Below are 17065 nucleotides of genomic sequence, written 5' to 3' on the forward strand. Positions count from 1 at the left end.
ATCAGGTCCGATCCTCACGGACCACCGCCACCTCACCGGCCGGCAGTGCCAGCTCACCGGCGCATTGTCCTCCGGTCAACAGCTCGACGCCGTGCGCCGGCAGGCGTACCTCGGTGTCGGTGTGGTTGATCGCGAACAGCCAGGTCCGGTCACCGTCGCGGCGGCGGACCACCTCCACCCCGGGCGGCGCCGACGCCGCCGGGCGGACGTCGGCCTCGGCGAGCAGCCGGGCCACCAGTCGGTCGGTGGCCGGCACGTCCAGCCGGGTGCCGACGTACCAGGCGGCGCCGTCGCCCACCCGGTGGCGGGTCAGCGCCGGCACGCCCGGCAAGGGCCCGTCGGTGTACGACGCGAGCACCTCGGCGCCGTCGGGGTGCACCCACTCGGTCCACACGTCGGCGGTGCTGCCGTCGTCGAGGTGGACCTGCTCGCCCTCGCGCAGCGGGAAGAACTCCTCGGTCCGGACGCCGAGCAACTCCCGGAACGCGCCCGGGTAGCCGCCCAGCCGGATGTGGTCGTTGGCGTCCACGATGCCGCTGAAGTAGGTGATCGCCGCCGTGCCGCCGGCCGCGACGTACCGGTGCAGCGCGGCGACGTCGGCGTCCCGGACCAGGTAGAGGGTCGGCACCAGGACCAGCCGGTAATCGGTGAGGTCGGTCGACGGGTGGACGATGTCGGCGGTCACGCCGGCCCGCCAGAGCGAGCCGTACAGGGCGTTCAGCCGGTCGGCGTAGGTGATGTCGACGCTGGGGTGCGAATCCAACTCGACACCCCACCACGCCTCCCAGTCGAACAGGATCGCCACGTCGGCGTCCACCCGGCTGCCGCGTACCTCGGCCAGTGCCTTGAGATCCGCGCCGAGCTGGCAGACCTCGCGGAACACCTTGGTGTCCGGCCCGGCGTGCGGCACCAGCGCGGAGTGGAACTTCTCCGCGCCGGCCCGGGAGGCGCGCCACTGGAAGAAGAGCACCCCGTCGGCGCCGCGGGCAACGTGCGCGAGGCTGTTGCGGCGCAGTTGCCCGGGAAGCTTGGCCACGTTGCGCGGCTGCCAGTTGACAGCGCTGGTGGAGTGCTCCATCAGCAACCACGGGTCGCCGCCGGCGACGCCCCGGGTGTGGTCGGCGGCGAGCGCCAGCCCGAGGTGCGCCTGCGGGTCGGCGGCGGTCAGGTAGTGGTCGTTGGAGATGAGGTCCACGTCGGACGCCCAGGACTGGTAGTCCATGTGCTTGACGCCGAAGCCGATCATGAAGTTGGTGGTGATCGGCTGTCGGACCAGCGTCTGCAAAGCCTCGCGCTCCGCGCGCAGTTGGGCCCGCTGCTCGTCGGAGGAGAACCGCAGGAAGTCCAGCTGCTGCGTGGGGTTGGCGAAGGCCGTCACCGTGCGCGGCGGGTTGATCTCGACCCAGTCGCCGTAGCGCTGACTCCAGAACGCGGTGCCCCAGGCGTCGTTGAGCCGGTCCAGGTCGCCGTAGCGCTCGCGCAGCCAACCGCGGAACGCCTCGGCGCTGACGTCGCAGTAGCAGTGCACGTTGTGGCAGCCCAGCTCGTTGGAGATGTGCCACATGACCACGGCGGGATGTTCGGCGTACCGGCCGGCGACCGCGCGTACCAGCTCCAGCGAGCGCTCGCGGAAGACCGGTGAGCTGGGGCAGTACGCCTGTCGTCCGCCCGGCCAGAGGATCGCGCCGTCCGCCCGGCGGGGCAGCGCCTCCGGGTACGCGCGGGCCAACCACGGCGGCGGGCTGGCCGTGGCGGTGGCCAGGTCGACCTGGATGCCGCCGTCGTGCAGCAGGTCCAGCACCCGGTCCAGCCAGCCGAACTCGAACCGCCCCGGGGTGGGCTCCAGCAGGGCCCAGGAGAAGATGCCGACGGAGACCAGGTTGACCCCGGCTTGGCGCATCAGGTCGACGTCCTCGGACCAGGTTTCCTCGGGCCACTGCTCGGGGTTGTAGTCGCCGCCGAAATAGATGCTGTCACCCTGCCATCGCCGCATGACAGCTGAGGGTGCACCCGTTGGGACGCCGAAGTCAACAGGTTCCAACATCGAGGTTCTTTCCAACGTTTACCAGGTAACGGCCGCGTCACGACTGGGTTATCAGAGGCGAACTGCCCTCTTGACAGCGTCCGACCGCAGGGTAGCTTGAGGCCCCAATGGCCGTTCGTGTTCGCCAATGTGGATTCTCGGTGGATCTCAATGTGTGATCACGACGCTGGACCTGCCTTCACCACCCCTGAGGCCCTTGGGCGTAGCTCCTTCTCATCCGCAGGAGGCACAGATGTCCCGTCCCCAATCCCAAGCCGAGTACCTGGCTCGGCTCGTACCGCCCTCAGTCGCCGGCATCAACCGACGGTCGTTGCTGGCCGGCGCGGCCGGCACGGGCGCGCTGCTCGGCACCGGCCTGCTCGCCGGCTGCGGCGACGACTCCGGCTCCGGCGGGTCCAGCAAGGACGTGTCGCTCGGCTCGAACCAGTCCGACCCGAAGCCGAAGGACGTCCTGGTCAAGGTCACCGACGGCTTCAAGACCTCGTCCGGCGTGCAGGTCGCGGTCAATACGGTCGACCACAACACGTTCCAGGAGAACATCAACAATTACCTACAGGGCAAGCCGGACGACGTGTTCACCTGGTTCGCCGGCTACCGGATGCGCTTCTTCGCCCAAAAGGGCCTGGCCAGCGACATCAGCGACGTGTGGGGCAAGCTTTCCGGCTACTCCGACGCCTTCAAGAAGGCATCCACCGGCGACGACGGCAAACAGTACTTCGTACCGGCGTCCTACTACCCGTGGGCGGTCTTCTACCGCAAGTCGGTGTGGCAGCAGTACGGCTACCAGGTGCCCACCACCCTGGACCAGCTCACCGCGCTCGGCGCGCAGATGAAGAGGGACGGCCTCATCCCCATCGCCTTCGCCGACAAGGACGGCTGGCCGGCGATGGGCACCTTCGATATCCTCAACCTGCGCATCAACGGCTACCAGTTCCACATCGACCTGATGGCCGGCAAGGAGGCATGGACCTCCGACAAGGTCAAGAAGGTCTTCGACACCTGGGCCGGCCTGCTCCCCCTGCACCAGCCGGACAGCCTCGGCCGCACCTGGCAGGAGGCCGCGCAGTCGTTGCAGCAGAAGAAGAGCGGCATGTACCTGCTCGGCCTCTTCGTCGGTCAGCAGTTCAGCAACGAGGAGCAGAGCGACCTCGACTTCTTCACCTTCCCCGAGATCGACCCGGCCATCGGCGCCAAGGCACTGGACGCCCCGATCGACGGCTACATGATGGCGCGCAAGCCCAAGAACGAGGAGAACGCGCGCAAGCTGCTGGAGTACTTCGGTGGCAAGGAGGCCGGCGACATCACGGTCAAGAACGACCCGGCCACCCTGGTCGCCAACACCAACGCGGACCTCAGCGGCTACACCGCACTACAGAAGAAGGCCGCCGAACTGGTCGGCTCGGCCACCGAGATCGCCCAGTTCCTCGACCGGGACACCCGGCCGGACTTCGCCTCCACGGTGATCATCCCGGCGATCCAGCAGTTCATCAAGAACCCCAAGGACATCGACGGTCTCACCTCGTCCATCGAGAACCAGAAAAAGTCGATCTTCACTGACTGACGGCGGAAGGGGGAGGACATCGTGTCCGACCTGCCCCTGATCCAAGCGGATCGCGCCGTGCCGCCGCCGGCCGCGACCACCTCCACGGGTGGTCGTCGCCGGCGGCTACGGCTCCTGTCCCGCACCGACCGCGTGGTCATCACGCTGATGGTGCTCGTCCCGCTGCTGCTCGTCACCGGGTTCATCTGGTTGCCGGCGGCGGCCACCGTGCTGCTCTCCGGCACCAACTGGGACGGCATCGGCCCACTCAACGAGATCGAGTTCGTCGGCGCGCGCAACTACAGCGACGTGGTGAACATCTACCCGCCGTTCGTGCCGGCGGTCCAGCACAACCTGCTCTGGCTGGCGGCGCTCTTCGTGGTCGCCACCCCGTTCGGCATGTTCCTGGCCGTGCTGTTGGACAAGGAGCTGCGCGGCAGCCGCTTCTACCAGACCGCGCTCTACCTGCCGGTGGTGCTCTCGCTGGCGCTCATCGGCTTCGTCTGGCAACTGCTCTACTCCCGGGACCAGGGCCTGATCAACGCCGTCTTCGGCAGCAGCATCGACTGGTACGGCGACTCGAACGTCAACATCTGGGCGGTGATGGTCGCCTCCGGGTGGCGGCACGTCGGGTACATCATGCTGCTCTACCTGGCCGGCCTGAAGGGCGTCGATCCGTCGCTGCGCGAGGCCGCGGCGGTCGACGGCGCCTCGGAGAGCCGGACGTTCTTCCGGGTCGTGTTCCCGGTCATGCGGCCGATCAACATCATCGTGCTGGTGGTGACCGTGATCGAGTCGCTGCGCGCGTTCGACCTGGTCTGGGTGGTCAACAAGGGCCGCAACGGGCTGGAGCTGATCTCCGCACTGGTCACCCAGAACGTGGTGGGTGAGGCGAGTCGGATCGGTTTCGGCTCGGCGCTGGCAACGATCATGCTGGTCGTCTCGCTGGTCTTCATCACCATCTACCTGGCGACCGTGATGAGGGAGAACCGGGAATGAGCACCGCGACCATCACCCGGCGTACCGAGGGCGGGCCCGACGCGCCGCCGCGCCGCCGCAAGCTGACCCCGTTACGGATGCTGCTGCACGGCTTCCTCATCGTCGTCTCGCTGGCCTGGCTCTTCCCGATCGCCTGGGCGGTGCTGACCTCGCTGCGCTCGTACGACTACACCGCCGCGAACGGCTACGTCTCCTTCGGCGGCTGGACCTTCGACAACTACGTCACCGCCTGGCGGACGGCGGAGTTCGGGCAGCACTTCCTCAACTCGGTGTACATCACCGTGCCGGCGGTGCTGCTGACCCTCTTCCTCGCCTCCTGCGTGGCGTTCGTCATCGCCCGGTTCAGTTGGAAGCTCAACCTGGTCCTGCTGGGGATCTTCACCGCGGCCAACCTGCTGCCCCAGCAGGCGCTGCTCATCCCGCTGTTCCGGCTCTTCACCGAGGTGCCGCTGCCGGAGTTCATGAGCGACTCGGAGCTGCTCTACGACAGCTACTGGGGCCTGATCCTGATCAACGTGGCCTTCCAGTGCGGCTTCTGCGTCTTCGTGCTCAGCAACTACATGAAGGCGCTGCCCCGCGACCTGTACGAGGCGGCGATGGTCGACGGGGCGAGCATCTGGCGGCAGTACTGGCAGGTCACCATGCCGCTGTGCCGGCCGGCCCTGGCCGCGCTGGCGACGCTGGAGGTGACCTGGATCTACAACGAGTTCTTCTGGGCCACCGTCCTCATGCGAACCGGCGACAAGTTCCCGGTGACCAGCTCGCTCAACAACCTGCGCGGTGAGTTCTTCACCGACAACAACCTGGTCTCGGCGGGCAGTGTGCTCGTCGCGATCCCCACCCTGGTGATCTTCTTTATGCTCCAGCGGCACTTCGTTCGGGGCCTGACCTTGGGAGCCTCAAAGGGATGACGATCCTGCACCTGCGCCGCGCGCGGACCAGCCTGGTGCTCGACGCGCGCGGCCCGGGGCTGCCCCGGGTCGTGCACTGGGGCGGCGACATCGGCGACCTCGACGACGACGGCCTGCGCCAGCTCGTCGACGCGACCGTACCGCCGGTGGTGCCGAGCAGCTTCGACGAACCGACCGTGCTGTCCCTGCTGCCGGAGGCGAGCGCCGGCTGGAGCGGACGGCCCGGCCTGGCCGGGCACCGCGACGGGGCCAACTGGTCCACCGCGTTCCGGCTGGACGGTCTCGACGTCGACCAGCCCGCCGACGGACCGGCGCGGGTGACCGTGCGGGCGGCGGACCCCGCCGCTGGGCTGACCCTGACCATCGAGATCACGCTCGACCCGTACGGCCTGCTGACCGTCCGGCACCGGCTGCGCAACGACGGCGACGGCGCGTACGAGCTGCGGGAGTTGACGCCGGTGCTGCCGGTGCCGGCGGTCGCCACCGAGCTGCTCGACCTGACCGGCCGGTGGTGTCGGGAACGGTCCCCGCAGCGGCACCCGTGGCCGCACGGCGCCTGGGTCCGCGAGGGCCGACACGGTCGTACCGGGCATGACGCCACGCTGCTGCTGGTGGCCGGCACCGCCGGGTTCGGCTTCGGCCACGGCGAGGTCTGGGCGGTGCACACCGCGTGGAGCGGCGACCACGTCACGTTCGCGGAGCGTCGCCCCACCGGCGAGTCGACCCTCGGCGGCGGCGAGCTGCTGGCCCCCGGGGAGGTCCGGCTCGGCCCCGGCGAGTCGTACGAGACTCCTTTGCTCTACGCGGTCTGGTCCGACGCCGGGTTGGACGGGCTCAGCGACGTGCTGCACACGCACCTGCGGGCCCGTCCCGGGCACCCGCGCTCCCCCCGCCCGGTAACCCTCAACGTCTGGGAGGCGGTCTACTTCGACCACGACCTGGACCGGCTGCGGGCGCTCGCCGACCGTGCCGCGCAGATCGGCGTGGAGCGGTTCGTGCTCGACGACGGCTGGTTCCGCGGCCGGCGCGACGACACCGCCGGGCTCGGCGACTGGTACGTCGACGAGGGCGTCTGGCCGGGCGGTCTGCAACCGCTGATCGACCACGTGACCGGTCAGGGCCTCCAGTTCGGCCTCTGGGTCGAACCGGAGATGGTCAACCCCGACTCGGACCTGTTCCGCGCGCACCCCGACTGGGTGCTCGCCGTGCCGGGGCGGCTACCGCCGGCCTGGCGTCACCAGCAGGTGCTCGACCTGGGCCGCCCCGAGGCGTACGACTACGTGCTGGAACGCCTCGACACGCTACTCACCGACCACCCCGGGATCCGGTACCTCAAGTGGGACCAGAACCGGGACCTCACCGAGGCCGGCCACCATGGCCGCCCGGGGGTGCACGGGCAGACCCTGGCGGTCTACCGGCTCTTCGACGAGTTGCGCGGTCGACACCCGGGCGTGGAGATCGAGAGCTGCTCGTCCGGCGGGGCCCGGGTGGACCTGGCCATCCTGGCGCGCACCGACCGGGTCTGGGCCAGCGACTGCAACGACGCCCTGGAGCGGCTCAGCATCCAGCGCTGGACCGGGCTGCTGCTGCCACCGGAGCTGATCGGCACCCACGTCGGCCCGGAACGTTCGCACACCACCAACCGCGTACACGACCTGGGTTTCCGGGCGGCGACGGCGCTCTTCGGCCACCACGGCATCGAGTGGGACATCGCCTCGATCAGCGCTGCCGAGCAGACCGAGCTGGCCGCCTGGGTGGCCCTGCACAAGCGGCTGCGCCCGCTGCTGCACGCTGGCCGGGTGGTCCGGGTCGACCACCCGGACCCGGCCGTCTGGGCGCACGGCGTGGTCGATCACGACAACACCCGAGCGGTGTACGCGGTGGCCCGGCTGGCCACCTCGGTGACGCAGGTGCCCGGCGCGGTGCGACTGCCCGGCCTCGACCCGAGCCGGCGCTACCGGGTGCGACAGGTGTCGGGCGTACCGGCCCCGGCGGCCATCGACCTGTCCCCGCCCACCTGGCTGGCCGGTGGTGTCATCCTCAGCGGGGCGGCGCTGGCCCGGGTGGGTGTGCAGCTGCCCGCCCTGCACCCGGAGCAGAGCCTGGTGCTGGAGGTCGACGCCGTCGACTGAAAAGATTCTGGAGAATCTTCGGCCGGGGTGTCGAGAACAGCGGGGCCTGCTTCTACCTCAGGGTGAGAGCACCGACGAGGGTGCGCAGGTGTGAGGAGCCAACCGTGAAGTACATGCTGTTGATGCAGTTCAGCGCCGCTGGGACCGACTTCCCGAGCGTCGACACCTGGACCCAGGACGAGGTCCGGGCGCACATCGCGTTCATGGGCGAGGTCAACGACAAGCTCACCGCCGCCGGCGAGTGGGTCGACGGGCAGGGCCTCGGCGGCCCGCAGCAGGCCCGGATCGTCCGGGCTGGTGAGGGCGGGGCGCCGGTGGTCACCGAGGGGCCGTTCGCCGAGACGAAGGAGTTCCTGGCCGGTTTCTGGATCGTCGACTGCGAGAGCCCGCAGCGGGCCGTGGAGCTGGCCGCGCACATCTCCACCGCGCCCGGCCCCGGCGGCCGGCCGCTGAACATGCCGATCGAGGTGCACCCGGTGATGTCCGCCCCGGCACAGGAGCTGTGAGGGGCTGAACACCGGTCCCCACGTCGAGGACCTGCTGCGCGAGTTGGCGCCGCAGGTCCTCGGCGTGCTCAGCCGCCGCTTCGGTGACTTCACCACCGCCGAGGACGCGGTGCAGGAGGCGCTGCTGGCCGCCGCCACCCAGTGGCCGGCCGAAGGGCTGCCGGCGAACCCCCGTGGCTGGCTGATCCAGGTCGGTTACCGCCGAATGATCGAACTGGTCCGCGGTGAGCAGGCCCGACGCCGCCGGGAGGACCTGGTCGCCCGCCGGGATCCGGACGACCAGCGGTACGCGCCAGCCCCGGACGAGGAGCTGACCGCCGAGCGGGACGACACGCTGGTCCTGCTCTTCCTCTGCTGCCACCCGGCGCTCGCCCCGACGTCGGCGGTGGCGCTGACCCTGCGCGCTGTCGGCGGGTTGAGCACCGCCGAGATCGCCCGCGCGTTCCTGGTGCCCGAGGCGACGATGGCGCAGCGGATCAGCCGGGCCAAGCAGCGCATCCGGGCATCAGGGCTGCCGTTCCGGATGCCCGAGCCGGCGGAGCGGGCGGACCGGTTGATCGCTGTGCGGCAGGTGCTCTACCTGATCTTCACCGAGGGGCACACCAGCACCACCGGCCCGGACCTGCGCCGCGTGGACCTCGCGGCGGAGGCGATCCGGCTGACCCGTGCGCTGCACACGCTGCTGCCGAACGACAGCGAATCGGCCGGGCTGCTGGCGTTGATGCTGCTCACCGAGGCACGCGGCCCGGCGCGGACCGGGCCCTCCGGGGAGCTGATCTCACTGGCCGACCAGGACCGCAGTCGCTGGGACGCGGCGGCGATCGCCGAGGGCATCACACTGGTCACGAGGGCCCTGCCGCGCGGGCCGGTCGGCCCGTACCAGGTGCAGGCCGCCATCGCCGCTCTGCACGACGAGGCGCCGAGCACCGAGCAGACCGACTGGCCGCAGATCCTGGTGCTCTACCAGGTGCTGGAACGCATGGCCGGCAGCCCGGTGGTGGCACTCAACCGGGCCGTGGCGACGGCCATGGTGCACGGACCGGCGGCCGGCCTGGCCGCCCTCGACGCGTTGACCCACGACCCACAGTTGGCCGGGCACCACCGGCTGGCCGCCGCCCGCGCCCACCTGCACGAGATGGCCGGTGACCAGGCCCAGGCGATCGCCGACTACCGGACCGCCGCCGCCCGCACGAGCAGCCGCCCCGAACAGCTCTACCTGACCATGCGAGCCGCCCGACTGGCCGCCCAGTCCGTCGATCTCCCGTGAAGACCGGCATCAACCAGCACGAGGGAAACGGCGACGGCGCGGCCCGCAGCGGTGGGCGGGTGGGCGGGCCGGGCTGCCTTTGGAGCTGATGCCGTAAACGATTCATCCACCAGGAGGGGTGCCGGGCGCACGGCCAGTCCGCTGGCGAAGTCTCGGCGCCTCCTCGGCGACGGCGTTCCGGCTGATTCGTCGCCACATCCGATTCGTTTGTGACATCAGCTCCAAAGGCGTTCTGTGACGGATGCCGGGGCCGCACGGACGCCACGCGACGGGTGGTTGGACGTCGACCGGGGGTGGGCGGGTCGGCAGGGCGGGGAGATCGCCGGCACTAGCCTGGGCAGCGTCGGGTTCATCGACCACGAAGGACCAAGGGGACGCATGGCGTACGTGCTGCTGGGGATCGCCATCCTCGCCGAGGTGCTGGCGACCAGCCTGATCAAGAGCACCGCCGGGTTCAGCCGCCTCTGGCCGACCGTGGCGTGCCTCGGCGGTTACGCCTTGGCTTTCCTCCTGCTGGCCCAGGCCGTCAAGGAGATCCCGGTGGGGGTGGCGTACGCCCTCTGGTCGGGCCTGGGCACCGCGGCCATCGTGGCGATCGGGGCGGTGTTCCTGGGTGAATCGGTGGGGCTCGCCAAGCTCACCGGCATCGTGCTGATCATCGCCGGGGTGGTCGTCGTGAACCTGGCCGGGGAGCACTGACCAGGACAGGTTCCGGTGGCCGGGTCCGACGCGGGCCCGACCACCGGTCCTCTGGTCAGCTCGCCGTGCAGCTCACCGCCGGCAGGCTGTTGGCGCCGGTCCAACTGCCGAGGAAGCCGAAGCTGGCACTGGCCCCGGCGGCCAGCCGCCCGTTGTAGTCCGTGTTGCGGGCGGTCACCGTGGTTGCGCTGCTGGTGAGGGCCACATTCCAGGACTGGGTGACGCGCTGGCCGTTGGCGAAGGTCCACCCGGCGGTCCAGCCGGTGATCGCCCTCGCACCGGCGGTCACCCGCACCTCACCCTGGAAGCCGCCCTGCCACTGGTTGGTCACCGTGTACGTCGCCGTGCAACCGCCGGCCGGCGGCGTGGTGGGCGGGGGCGTCGTCGGGGGTGGAGTGGTCGGCGGAGGCGTGGTCGGCGGAGGGGTGCCGCCGAAGACGCTGGCCTCGCGGGCGGTCTGCCGGATGCCGTTGACGCCGTTGAAGAGGCGCTGACCCCAGTCCGTCAGGCTGGCCGGGTTGAAGTTGGTGGCCAGGTCGAGATACTCGACGCCGCCGCCGTTGCCGCTCCACGACCAGCCCAACCAGCCGATACCGTTGGCCTGGCTGTACGCGAGGATGGCGTCCTCGTCGGGGTTCCCGTCGGAGTGGTTGAAGCCGAACTCACCGACCACGATCGGCAGTCCGGCGGTGCGGAAACGGCCCAGGTAGTCGCTGATCTCCGCGGCGGTGTCGAACACCCCGTACATGTGGACCGAGAAGACCGTGTTGCGGGCCGGGTCGGCGGCGAAGACCGACGCGGCGTTGTCGCGCATGGTGAACGACCAGTCCTGCCCCCAGTTCGGCGCGTCCACCATGATCGTGTGGGTCAACCCGCCGGCCCGCAGACGCTTGATCGCATCGGCGTTGTCGGTGGCCCACGAGGCGTAGTTCTGGTTGCCGTACGGCTCGTTGCCGATGTTGACGATGACGTAGCTCTCCTGGCCGGAGAGGACGTCGGCGAGGCTGAGCCAGTAGTCGACCGCGCGGGCGAGGGTGATCGCGCCGCTCTGCTCGCCGTACCCGGTGGTGTCGTGCACCTCCAGCACACAAATCAGCCGGTTGGCCTTGCAGAGCGAGATGACGTTGGCGACGTCGGCGTTGGTGTTGCGGGTCCACCGGTCGCCGCTGGAGAGCACCACCCGCACGGTGTTCGCGCCGAGCGCCTTGACGTCGGCGAACGAGCTGGTCTGCTGCGGGTACCAGGTATGGGCGTGGTTGACGCCGCGCATGATGAATTCGGCGCCGTTGGCGTCGTACAACTTGCCGCCAGCGACGGAGAAGCCGGCCGCGGCGTGCGCCGGCTGGCCGAACGCCAGCACGGTGACGAGTAACGCGAGCAGGGTCGCGCCGGCGGCGGAGAGTCGAGTCTTCATGGCCTTCCTCAGGGAGGACCCCCGGTGCCCGACAGGGGTGGGATGTGACAGGGGAAGGCGGCTGCAGCCCGGCAGCCGCGCCCGGCTCCCGGCGCAGGCATCAGCGTAGGACGATGGGATGGCCCTCGCAACCGGTTCAGTTGGCGGGCCCGCAGCCCAGACAGCCGCAACGGCCCACGCGGACGCAGGCCGTCACGGGGCGGTCATCCCCACCACAGGATGTGCGCCACATCCGGCTCTTAACCGGTTAAGAGCGACGGTAGGCAGGTGACCGCGATCCGTCAAGCATCGCGGCAGCCGAACCGGACGAGAGGGTTGACCGCCGTGCACCGGGGTATCCCGGGAACGATCCGTCGGCGAGAGGGGATACCAGGATGGTCAGCGTCGGCTACACCCTGATGAGCGAGCAGGCCGGGCCCAAGCAGCTGGTGGACCATGCGGTACGGGCCGAGGCGGCTGGCTTCGACCAACTGGTGATGTCCGATCACTACTACCCCTGGCTGGACTCCCAGGGGCACTCCCCGTACGCCTGGTCGGTGCTCGGCGCGGTCGCCCACGCCACCTCCCGGGCGCAGCTGATGTCCTTCGTGACCTGCCCGATCCGCCGCTACCACCCGGCCGTGGTCGCGCAGAAGGCCAGCACCATCGGGGCGCTCTCGGACGGCCGTTTCACCCTCGGCCTGGGCGCCGGGGAGAACCTGAACGAGCACGTGGTCGGCGGCTGGCCGCACGTCCAGCAGCGGCACGAGATGTTCGAGGAGGCGTTGCAGATCATCCGGCCGTTGCTCAACGGGGAGACGCTGACCTTCTCCGGCAACCACTTCGACGTGCCCGACGCCTACGTCTGGGACCGCCCGGAACGGCCGGTGCCGATGGCCATCGCCGCGTCCGGTCGACAGTCCGCCACGCTGGCCGCCGAGTACGGCAACGGCCTCATCTCCACCGAACCCGACCGGCACATCATCGAGATGTACGACGACGCCGGGGGCGCCGGCCAGCCCCGCTACGGCCAGGTGGCCATCTGCTACGGCCCCGACGAGGCGGAGTGCCGCAAGATCGTGCACGACCAGTTCCGCTGGTTCGGGATGGGTTGGAAGGTCAACGCCGACCTGCCCGGCCCGGAGTCCTTCGCCGCCGCCACCCAGTTCGTCCGGGAGGAGGACGTCGCCGAGGGCATCTCCTGCGGCCCGGACGTGGACGCGCACGTCGAGGCGTTCCGCAAGTTCGTCGACGCCGGCTTCACCCACGTGGCGATCATCCAGGTCGGTGGGGAGAGCCAGCCGATGTTCCTGGACTGGGCGCAGGAGCAGCTGCTGCCCCGGTTGCGCGAGCTGTGAACCGAACCGCGGCACCTCGGCCGCCAGCGTCGCCGCGCCGCAGCGCCGTCGGCCGGTTCGGGCCGGCCGAGCTGCGGCTCGCCATGGCCGCGCCCCGGCCGGCCGGCGGACTGACCAGCGAGTGGCGGGTCGTCGACGGACTGCGCACCCACACCCGCCGCAGCGCCGACCCGGGGACCGGGGCGCCACCCGCGGTGCTGGTACACGGCCTGGCGGTCTCGCACCGGTATCTCACCCCGCTGGCCGTCGCGCTCTCCACCACCCATCAGGTGTACGTGCCGGACCTGCCCGGCTTCGGGCTGTCCGAACACCCCAGGGGCGCGTACGACGTCCGCCGGCACGCCGACCATCTGGCCGCCTGGCTGGCCGCGTACCAACTGCCGCCGGTCTGCCTGCTGGGGCACTCGTTCGGCGCGGAGGTGGCCGCCGCGGTCGCCGCCACCCACCCCGACGCGGTACGCGCGTTGGTGTTGGCCGGGCCGACAAGCGACCCGGCGGCCCGGTCCCGGCGGGGCCAGTTCGGTCGTTGGCTGGTGGACAGCCTGCGCGAGGCGCCGCTACAGGCCCCGATCCTGGTGCGGGACGTCTGGAACGCCCGGCCCTGGCGGGTCCTCGCCACGCTGTCGCACTCGGTGCGGAACGCGATCGAGGCGGACCTCGTCCGCGTCAGCGCGCCGACTGTCGTCGTGACCGGCGACCGCGACCCCGTCGTGCCGCAACGGTGGCGGGACGAGGCGACACGACTGGTGCCGGAGGCGGCCCTGGTGGTCGTTTCCGGTGCCGCGCACAACGTGGTCACGACCGCCCCGACGGCGGTCGCGGACGCGATCCGGCAAATGCTCGCCCCTCAACCCGCACTCACGGACAGGTGAACATCATGCGCTTCGGCAACACGGAGATCCGCCCGCTCGGCGGGGGCCTCGGCTGCCTCCTGATGATCCTCTTCTCGATCGTGGCCTCGGTGGTGCTGACCGTCCTGCTGAATCTGGTGCTCTGAGCCCGCGCACCCCTCAACGGCTCAGGCCCAGCGCCCTGAGCACCTCCCGGACGGCCAGCCGGGCCGGGTCGAGCACCGTTTGGCGGGTCCAGCGGGCCGCGGGCGCGACGGTGGCCCGCCACGTCGCCCTGAAGCCCCGCGCCACCGGCACGACCGTCACCGACCAGACCCACCGGACTCCGGACAGCAGCGGGCGTACGGCGTGCCGCCACAGCCAGCGCAACCCTCGCCCGAGCGGGCGCAGCAGCAGTCGGTGGAGCAGTCGCAGCACCCGACCGGCCGTCCGCCACGCGCCGACCACCGCGGCGACGACCAGCCGACCGACGGGCGTGAGCACCGTGCCCAACCATCGCAGCGGCCACAGGACCAGGAACTTGGCCAGCCAGACCAGCACCCGCCCCAACACGACGAGAGGCGGACGCAGCCCACGACGCGCCAACCAGACCAGCGCGGGCCAGATCACCTCGCGGGCGACCCACACCAGCGGGAGCCACAGCAGGTGCCGGGCGACCCACACCAGCGGAAGCCAGACCAGCCGGTGCAGAGCCCAGGCCAGCGGGGCCAGCAACCAGCGGCGCAGGAACCGGCCCGCCGGGCGGAGCAGGTACCGGTGCAGCAGCCGGCCAGCAGCCGTGATCAGCTCCCAGAGCAGGCGTACCGGCAGCACCACGACCAGCGCCACACCGCGCGCGACGGCCGCGACGGGCGGAAGCGCGACGGCGGCCGGCTGCGCCGTGCCCGAGGCCAGCGGGTCGGCGGACGGACGAGCCTTCGGTGGCACGGCCCGGTGATCGTTCGGCGGACCGGGCAGCGGCGGACGGAGGGTGCGGCGGTCGGTCACGGTGGCACGGTAATCGGCCCGCGCCACGCGGTGGGGGCCGGCGGCGTGAGACCGAGAGGCCGCGTCAGCCGGCGGACAGGTCCAGCGTGGCGAACAGCGGATAGTGATCGGAGGCGGTGGCCGCCGCACCGTCGCGAATCACCCGACAGTCGTGCGTCCGCTGCGCCACCTCGGCGCTGCCGAGCAGGTAGTCCAGCCGCATCCCGGCGAACTCCGCCCCGCCCAGTCGGGTGGGCACGGTGTGGCCGGCGACCTCGGGCGCGTCGACGTTGACCGACGGCCAGAGGTCGACGAGGCCGGCGGCGAGCAACCGGGCGATCGCGCGGGTGTCCACGGCGTTGCCGGAGCGACGCAGGTGCCGCCGCCGGTAGAGGGTGGGCATGCCGGCCAGCCGGGCGGTGTGGTCGACGGTCGGGTCGAGCGAGTTGAGGTCACCGGCGACCACCGTCAGCGGCCCCTGGTTGCGGCGCATGGCGGCGACCAACCAGTCGACCTCCATCCGCCGCCGGCCCCCGGAGTACGGGTAGAGGTGGGTGCCCAGCACGGTGAACGGGCCGGCGGACGTGGCCACCGCGACGCGGGCGGCGGCGTGGTGGAACGGGCGGCGCACCGACCCCGCGTCGACGACCCGGTACGGCGGCCGGACCAGCACCGCCACCGGCTGCCCGAAGCAGGACCGGGCCAGGTGGGGAACCATCCCCACCCGGCCCGCCACGGCGGCCATCAGCCCGTCCCGGTCGAAGCCGCGCAGCTCCTGAAGGGCCAGCACGTCCGGTGCCTGCTCGTTGACGACCCCGACCACCTGATCCAGCCGGTCGGGGCCGCCGCGATCCCGACCGCCGGTGCGGATGTTCCAGGTCATCACCCGCAGCACGACGGCCCCCTAGTCGGCTCGGCCGGCCCGCGCCAGCTCGTCGTCGAGGGTGTCCACGTCCTCCGACTCGATGGCCGGTTGGTTGCCTTCCTTCAGGTCCTCGTTCGGGCGGATCACCAGGTAGAGCAGCCCGATCCAGAGCGCGGAGAGCATGATCGCGCCCATGAAGTCGGTCGGGTGGTGCATCCCCCGGTACATCCGGGAGGTGGCCACCCCGACCGGCATGAGCACGGCCAGTGCCACGAAGACCCAACGCCACCACCGGTCGGTACGCGGGAACACGATGAGGGTGATCGCCAGCCAGACGCAGATCGTGGCCGCGATGTGCCCGGACGGGAACGACGAGGTGGGCATCGGCCCGTCCAGGTTCTCCACCAACGGACGCGGCCGGTCGACCGCGCGGGCCGACGCGAGGAAGAGGGTCAGCTCACCCACCATCGCCAGCGCCACGAAGAGCACCGGGCGCCAGCGCCGCCACACCGCCAGCACCAGCGGGCAGAACACCAGCGAGATCAACAGGATGGCGTGGGTGTCACCGAACTTGCTCCACCACCAGCTGACCTCGGTCAGCACCTCGGTGTGCCGCTCGGCGAACCACTGCGGCACCTCGGTGTCGAGGGTGTCGAAGAAGGTGCCCTTGGCGTGGTAGCTGACGTACATGCCGAAGCCGTACAGCGCGCCGAACACGATCACCCAGCCGACCAGCAGCTCGGCCACCGCCGAGCGGGGGTGGGCCAACACGTGTTCCTCGGCCGGGGCGGGGGCGATGTCGTGCCCCGCCTCCGGCTCCAGGCCCTCGGTCAGCGGCGACACCGGCCTGCCCCGCTCCCGGCGCCACAGTCGGAAGGCGTACGCGGTGACGCCCAGCCAGGCGGCCCCGAGCAGCCAGGCGGCCAGCACGTCGGAGACGAAGTGCACGCCCAGCGCGATCCGGGTCAGGCCGACCAGTACCACCAGCACACCGACGCCGACGATGGCCGGCTTGCGCCAGCGGGGCGCCATCGCCGGCAGGAACACCAGCAGCAGCGCTCCGTACGCGACGAACGAGCCGAGCGCGTGCCCGCTCGGGAAGCTGTTGCCGGGCGCGCTGGCGATCGGCACGTCCACGACCGGGCGGAGCCGGCCGACCAGCGTCTTCAGTGACGGGTCGAGGATGAGGCCACCGACCCCGGTGATGATCAGGTAGACGGCGAGTCGGGGCTGCCGCCGGATCAGCAGCCCGATCACGGCGATGGTGACCAGCCAGATGAGGATCGGCCGGCCGCCCAGATCCGTCACCGCCTGGAGCACGGTGACCAGCGCGTGGTGCGGGGCGACGAGCCCGTTGAACCACTCGGCGAGCGCGTGGTCGGCATCCTGCAGCGGGCTCCACCGCACCCGGACGAGCAACAACAGCAGCCCGAAGGCCACCCCGGCACCGGTGACGGCCACCAGACCGGCAATGCTCCGTTCGGCGAAATGACCGATCGGACGGCGCGCCACCTCTTTGACCGCGGTCACTCCG

At 70.9% G+C, this 17065-nt stretch carries 14 protein-coding genes; 9 read left to right on the forward strand and 5 right to left on the reverse strand.

From position 1 onward, the window contains the following. Position 1: 1 nt before the first annotated feature. Complete coding sequence (locus AC5L30_RS28920) at positions 2-1993, reverse strand: beta-galactosidase (protein WP_494871088.1); 1992 nt, start codon at positions 1991-1993, stop codon at positions 2-4. A 283-nt stretch (positions 1994-2276) separates the two neighbouring features. Here AC5L30_RS28920 and AC5L30_RS28925 point away from each other — a divergent pair, with 283 nt between their 5' ends. The 7 genes from AC5L30_RS28925 to AC5L30_RS28955 all read left to right on the forward strand — a co-directional run bounded on the left by AC5L30_RS28925 (position 2277) and on the right by AC5L30_RS28955 (position 10098). Beyond that, on the forward strand, positions 2277-3605 hold the full coding sequence (locus AC5L30_RS28925) for an ABC transporter substrate-binding protein (RefSeq protein ID WP_494871089.1): 1329 nt from the start codon (positions 2277-2279) through the stop codon (positions 3603-3605). Positions 3606-3626: 21 nt separating this feature from the next. Further along, positions 3627-4583, forward strand: a complete 957-nt coding sequence (locus AC5L30_RS28930) for a carbohydrate ABC transporter permease (protein ID WP_494871091.1) — start codon at positions 3627-3629, stop codon at positions 4581-4583. Beyond that, positions 4580-5494, forward strand: coding sequence for a carbohydrate ABC transporter permease (locus AC5L30_RS28935; protein ID WP_494871093.1), 915 nt, complete (start codon positions 4580-4582; stop codon positions 5492-5494). Before AC5L30_RS28930 ends, AC5L30_RS28935 begins: the two co-directional genes overlap by 4 nt. Then, entirely contained in the window at positions 5491-7626 is a 2136-nt protein-coding gene (locus tag AC5L30_RS28940) for an alpha-galactosidase (RefSeq protein WP_494871094.1), read from the forward strand. The genes AC5L30_RS28935 and AC5L30_RS28940 overlap by 4 nt, the downstream gene beginning before the upstream one ends. A 113-nt stretch (positions 7627-7739) precedes the next feature. Then, positions 7740-8132, forward strand: coding sequence for a YciI family protein (locus tag AC5L30_RS28945; RefSeq protein WP_494871129.1), 393 nt, complete (start codon positions 7740-7742; stop codon positions 8130-8132). Positions 8133-8136: 4 nt separating this feature from the next. Further along, a complete protein-coding gene (locus AC5L30_RS28950; RefSeq protein ID WP_494871131.1) occupies positions 8137-9399 on the forward strand; it encodes an RNA polymerase sigma factor in 1263 nt (420 codons plus the stop codon). A 378-nt stretch (positions 9400-9777) separates the two neighbouring features. Next, on the forward strand, positions 9778-10098 hold the full coding sequence (locus AC5L30_RS28955) for a DMT family transporter (protein WP_494871095.1): 321 nt from the start codon (positions 9778-9780) through the stop codon (positions 10096-10098). 55 nt (positions 10099-10153) lie between these two features. On the opposite strand, the gene AC5L30_RS28960 is transcribed toward AC5L30_RS28955, so the two are convergent. Next, positions 10154-11512, reverse strand: coding sequence for a cellulase family glycosylhydrolase (locus AC5L30_RS28960; RefSeq protein ID WP_494871096.1), 1359 nt, complete (start codon positions 11510-11512; stop codon positions 10154-10156). A gap of 374 nt (positions 11513-11886) precedes the next feature. On the opposite strand from AC5L30_RS28960, the gene AC5L30_RS28965 reads away from it, so the two are divergent. Both AC5L30_RS28965 and AC5L30_RS28970 read left to right on the forward strand, forming a co-directional pair. Next, positions 11887-12849, forward strand: coding sequence for a TIGR03557 family F420-dependent LLM class oxidoreductase (locus AC5L30_RS28965; protein ID WP_494871097.1), 963 nt, complete (start codon positions 11887-11889; stop codon positions 12847-12849). Next, positions 12846-13721 carry an alpha/beta fold hydrolase gene (locus AC5L30_RS28970; RefSeq protein WP_494871098.1) on the forward strand — a complete coding sequence of 292 codons (876 nt, stop codon included), beginning with the start codon at positions 12846-12848 and terminating at the stop codon, positions 13719-13721. Before AC5L30_RS28965 ends, AC5L30_RS28970 begins: the two co-directional genes overlap by 4 nt. 138 nt (positions 13722-13859) lie before the next feature. Here the strand turns inward: AC5L30_RS28970 and AC5L30_RS28975 are convergent, their stop codons facing one another. The 3 genes from AC5L30_RS28975 to AC5L30_RS28985 form a co-directional block, all read right to left on the reverse strand. Next, positions 13860-14687: a hypothetical protein gene (locus tag AC5L30_RS28975; RefSeq protein WP_494871099.1), complete on the reverse strand. Its 828-nt coding sequence runs from the start codon at positions 14685-14687 to the stop codon at positions 13860-13862. A 64-nt stretch (positions 14688-14751) separates the two neighbouring features. Continuing rightward, positions 14752-15561 (reverse strand): endonuclease/exonuclease/phosphatase family protein, encoded by an 810-nt coding sequence (locus AC5L30_RS28980; protein ID WP_494871101.1) that lies wholly within the window; start codon positions 15559-15561, stop codon positions 14752-14754. A gap of 9 nt (positions 15562-15570) precedes the next feature. Beyond that, positions 15571-17061, reverse strand: a complete 1491-nt coding sequence (locus AC5L30_RS28985) for a phosphatase PAP2 family protein (RefSeq protein ID WP_494871103.1) — start codon at positions 17059-17061, stop codon at positions 15571-15573. Positions 17062-17065 lie beyond the last annotated feature (4 nt).

Source organism: Micromonospora sp. BQ32 (genome assembly GCF_059358895.1).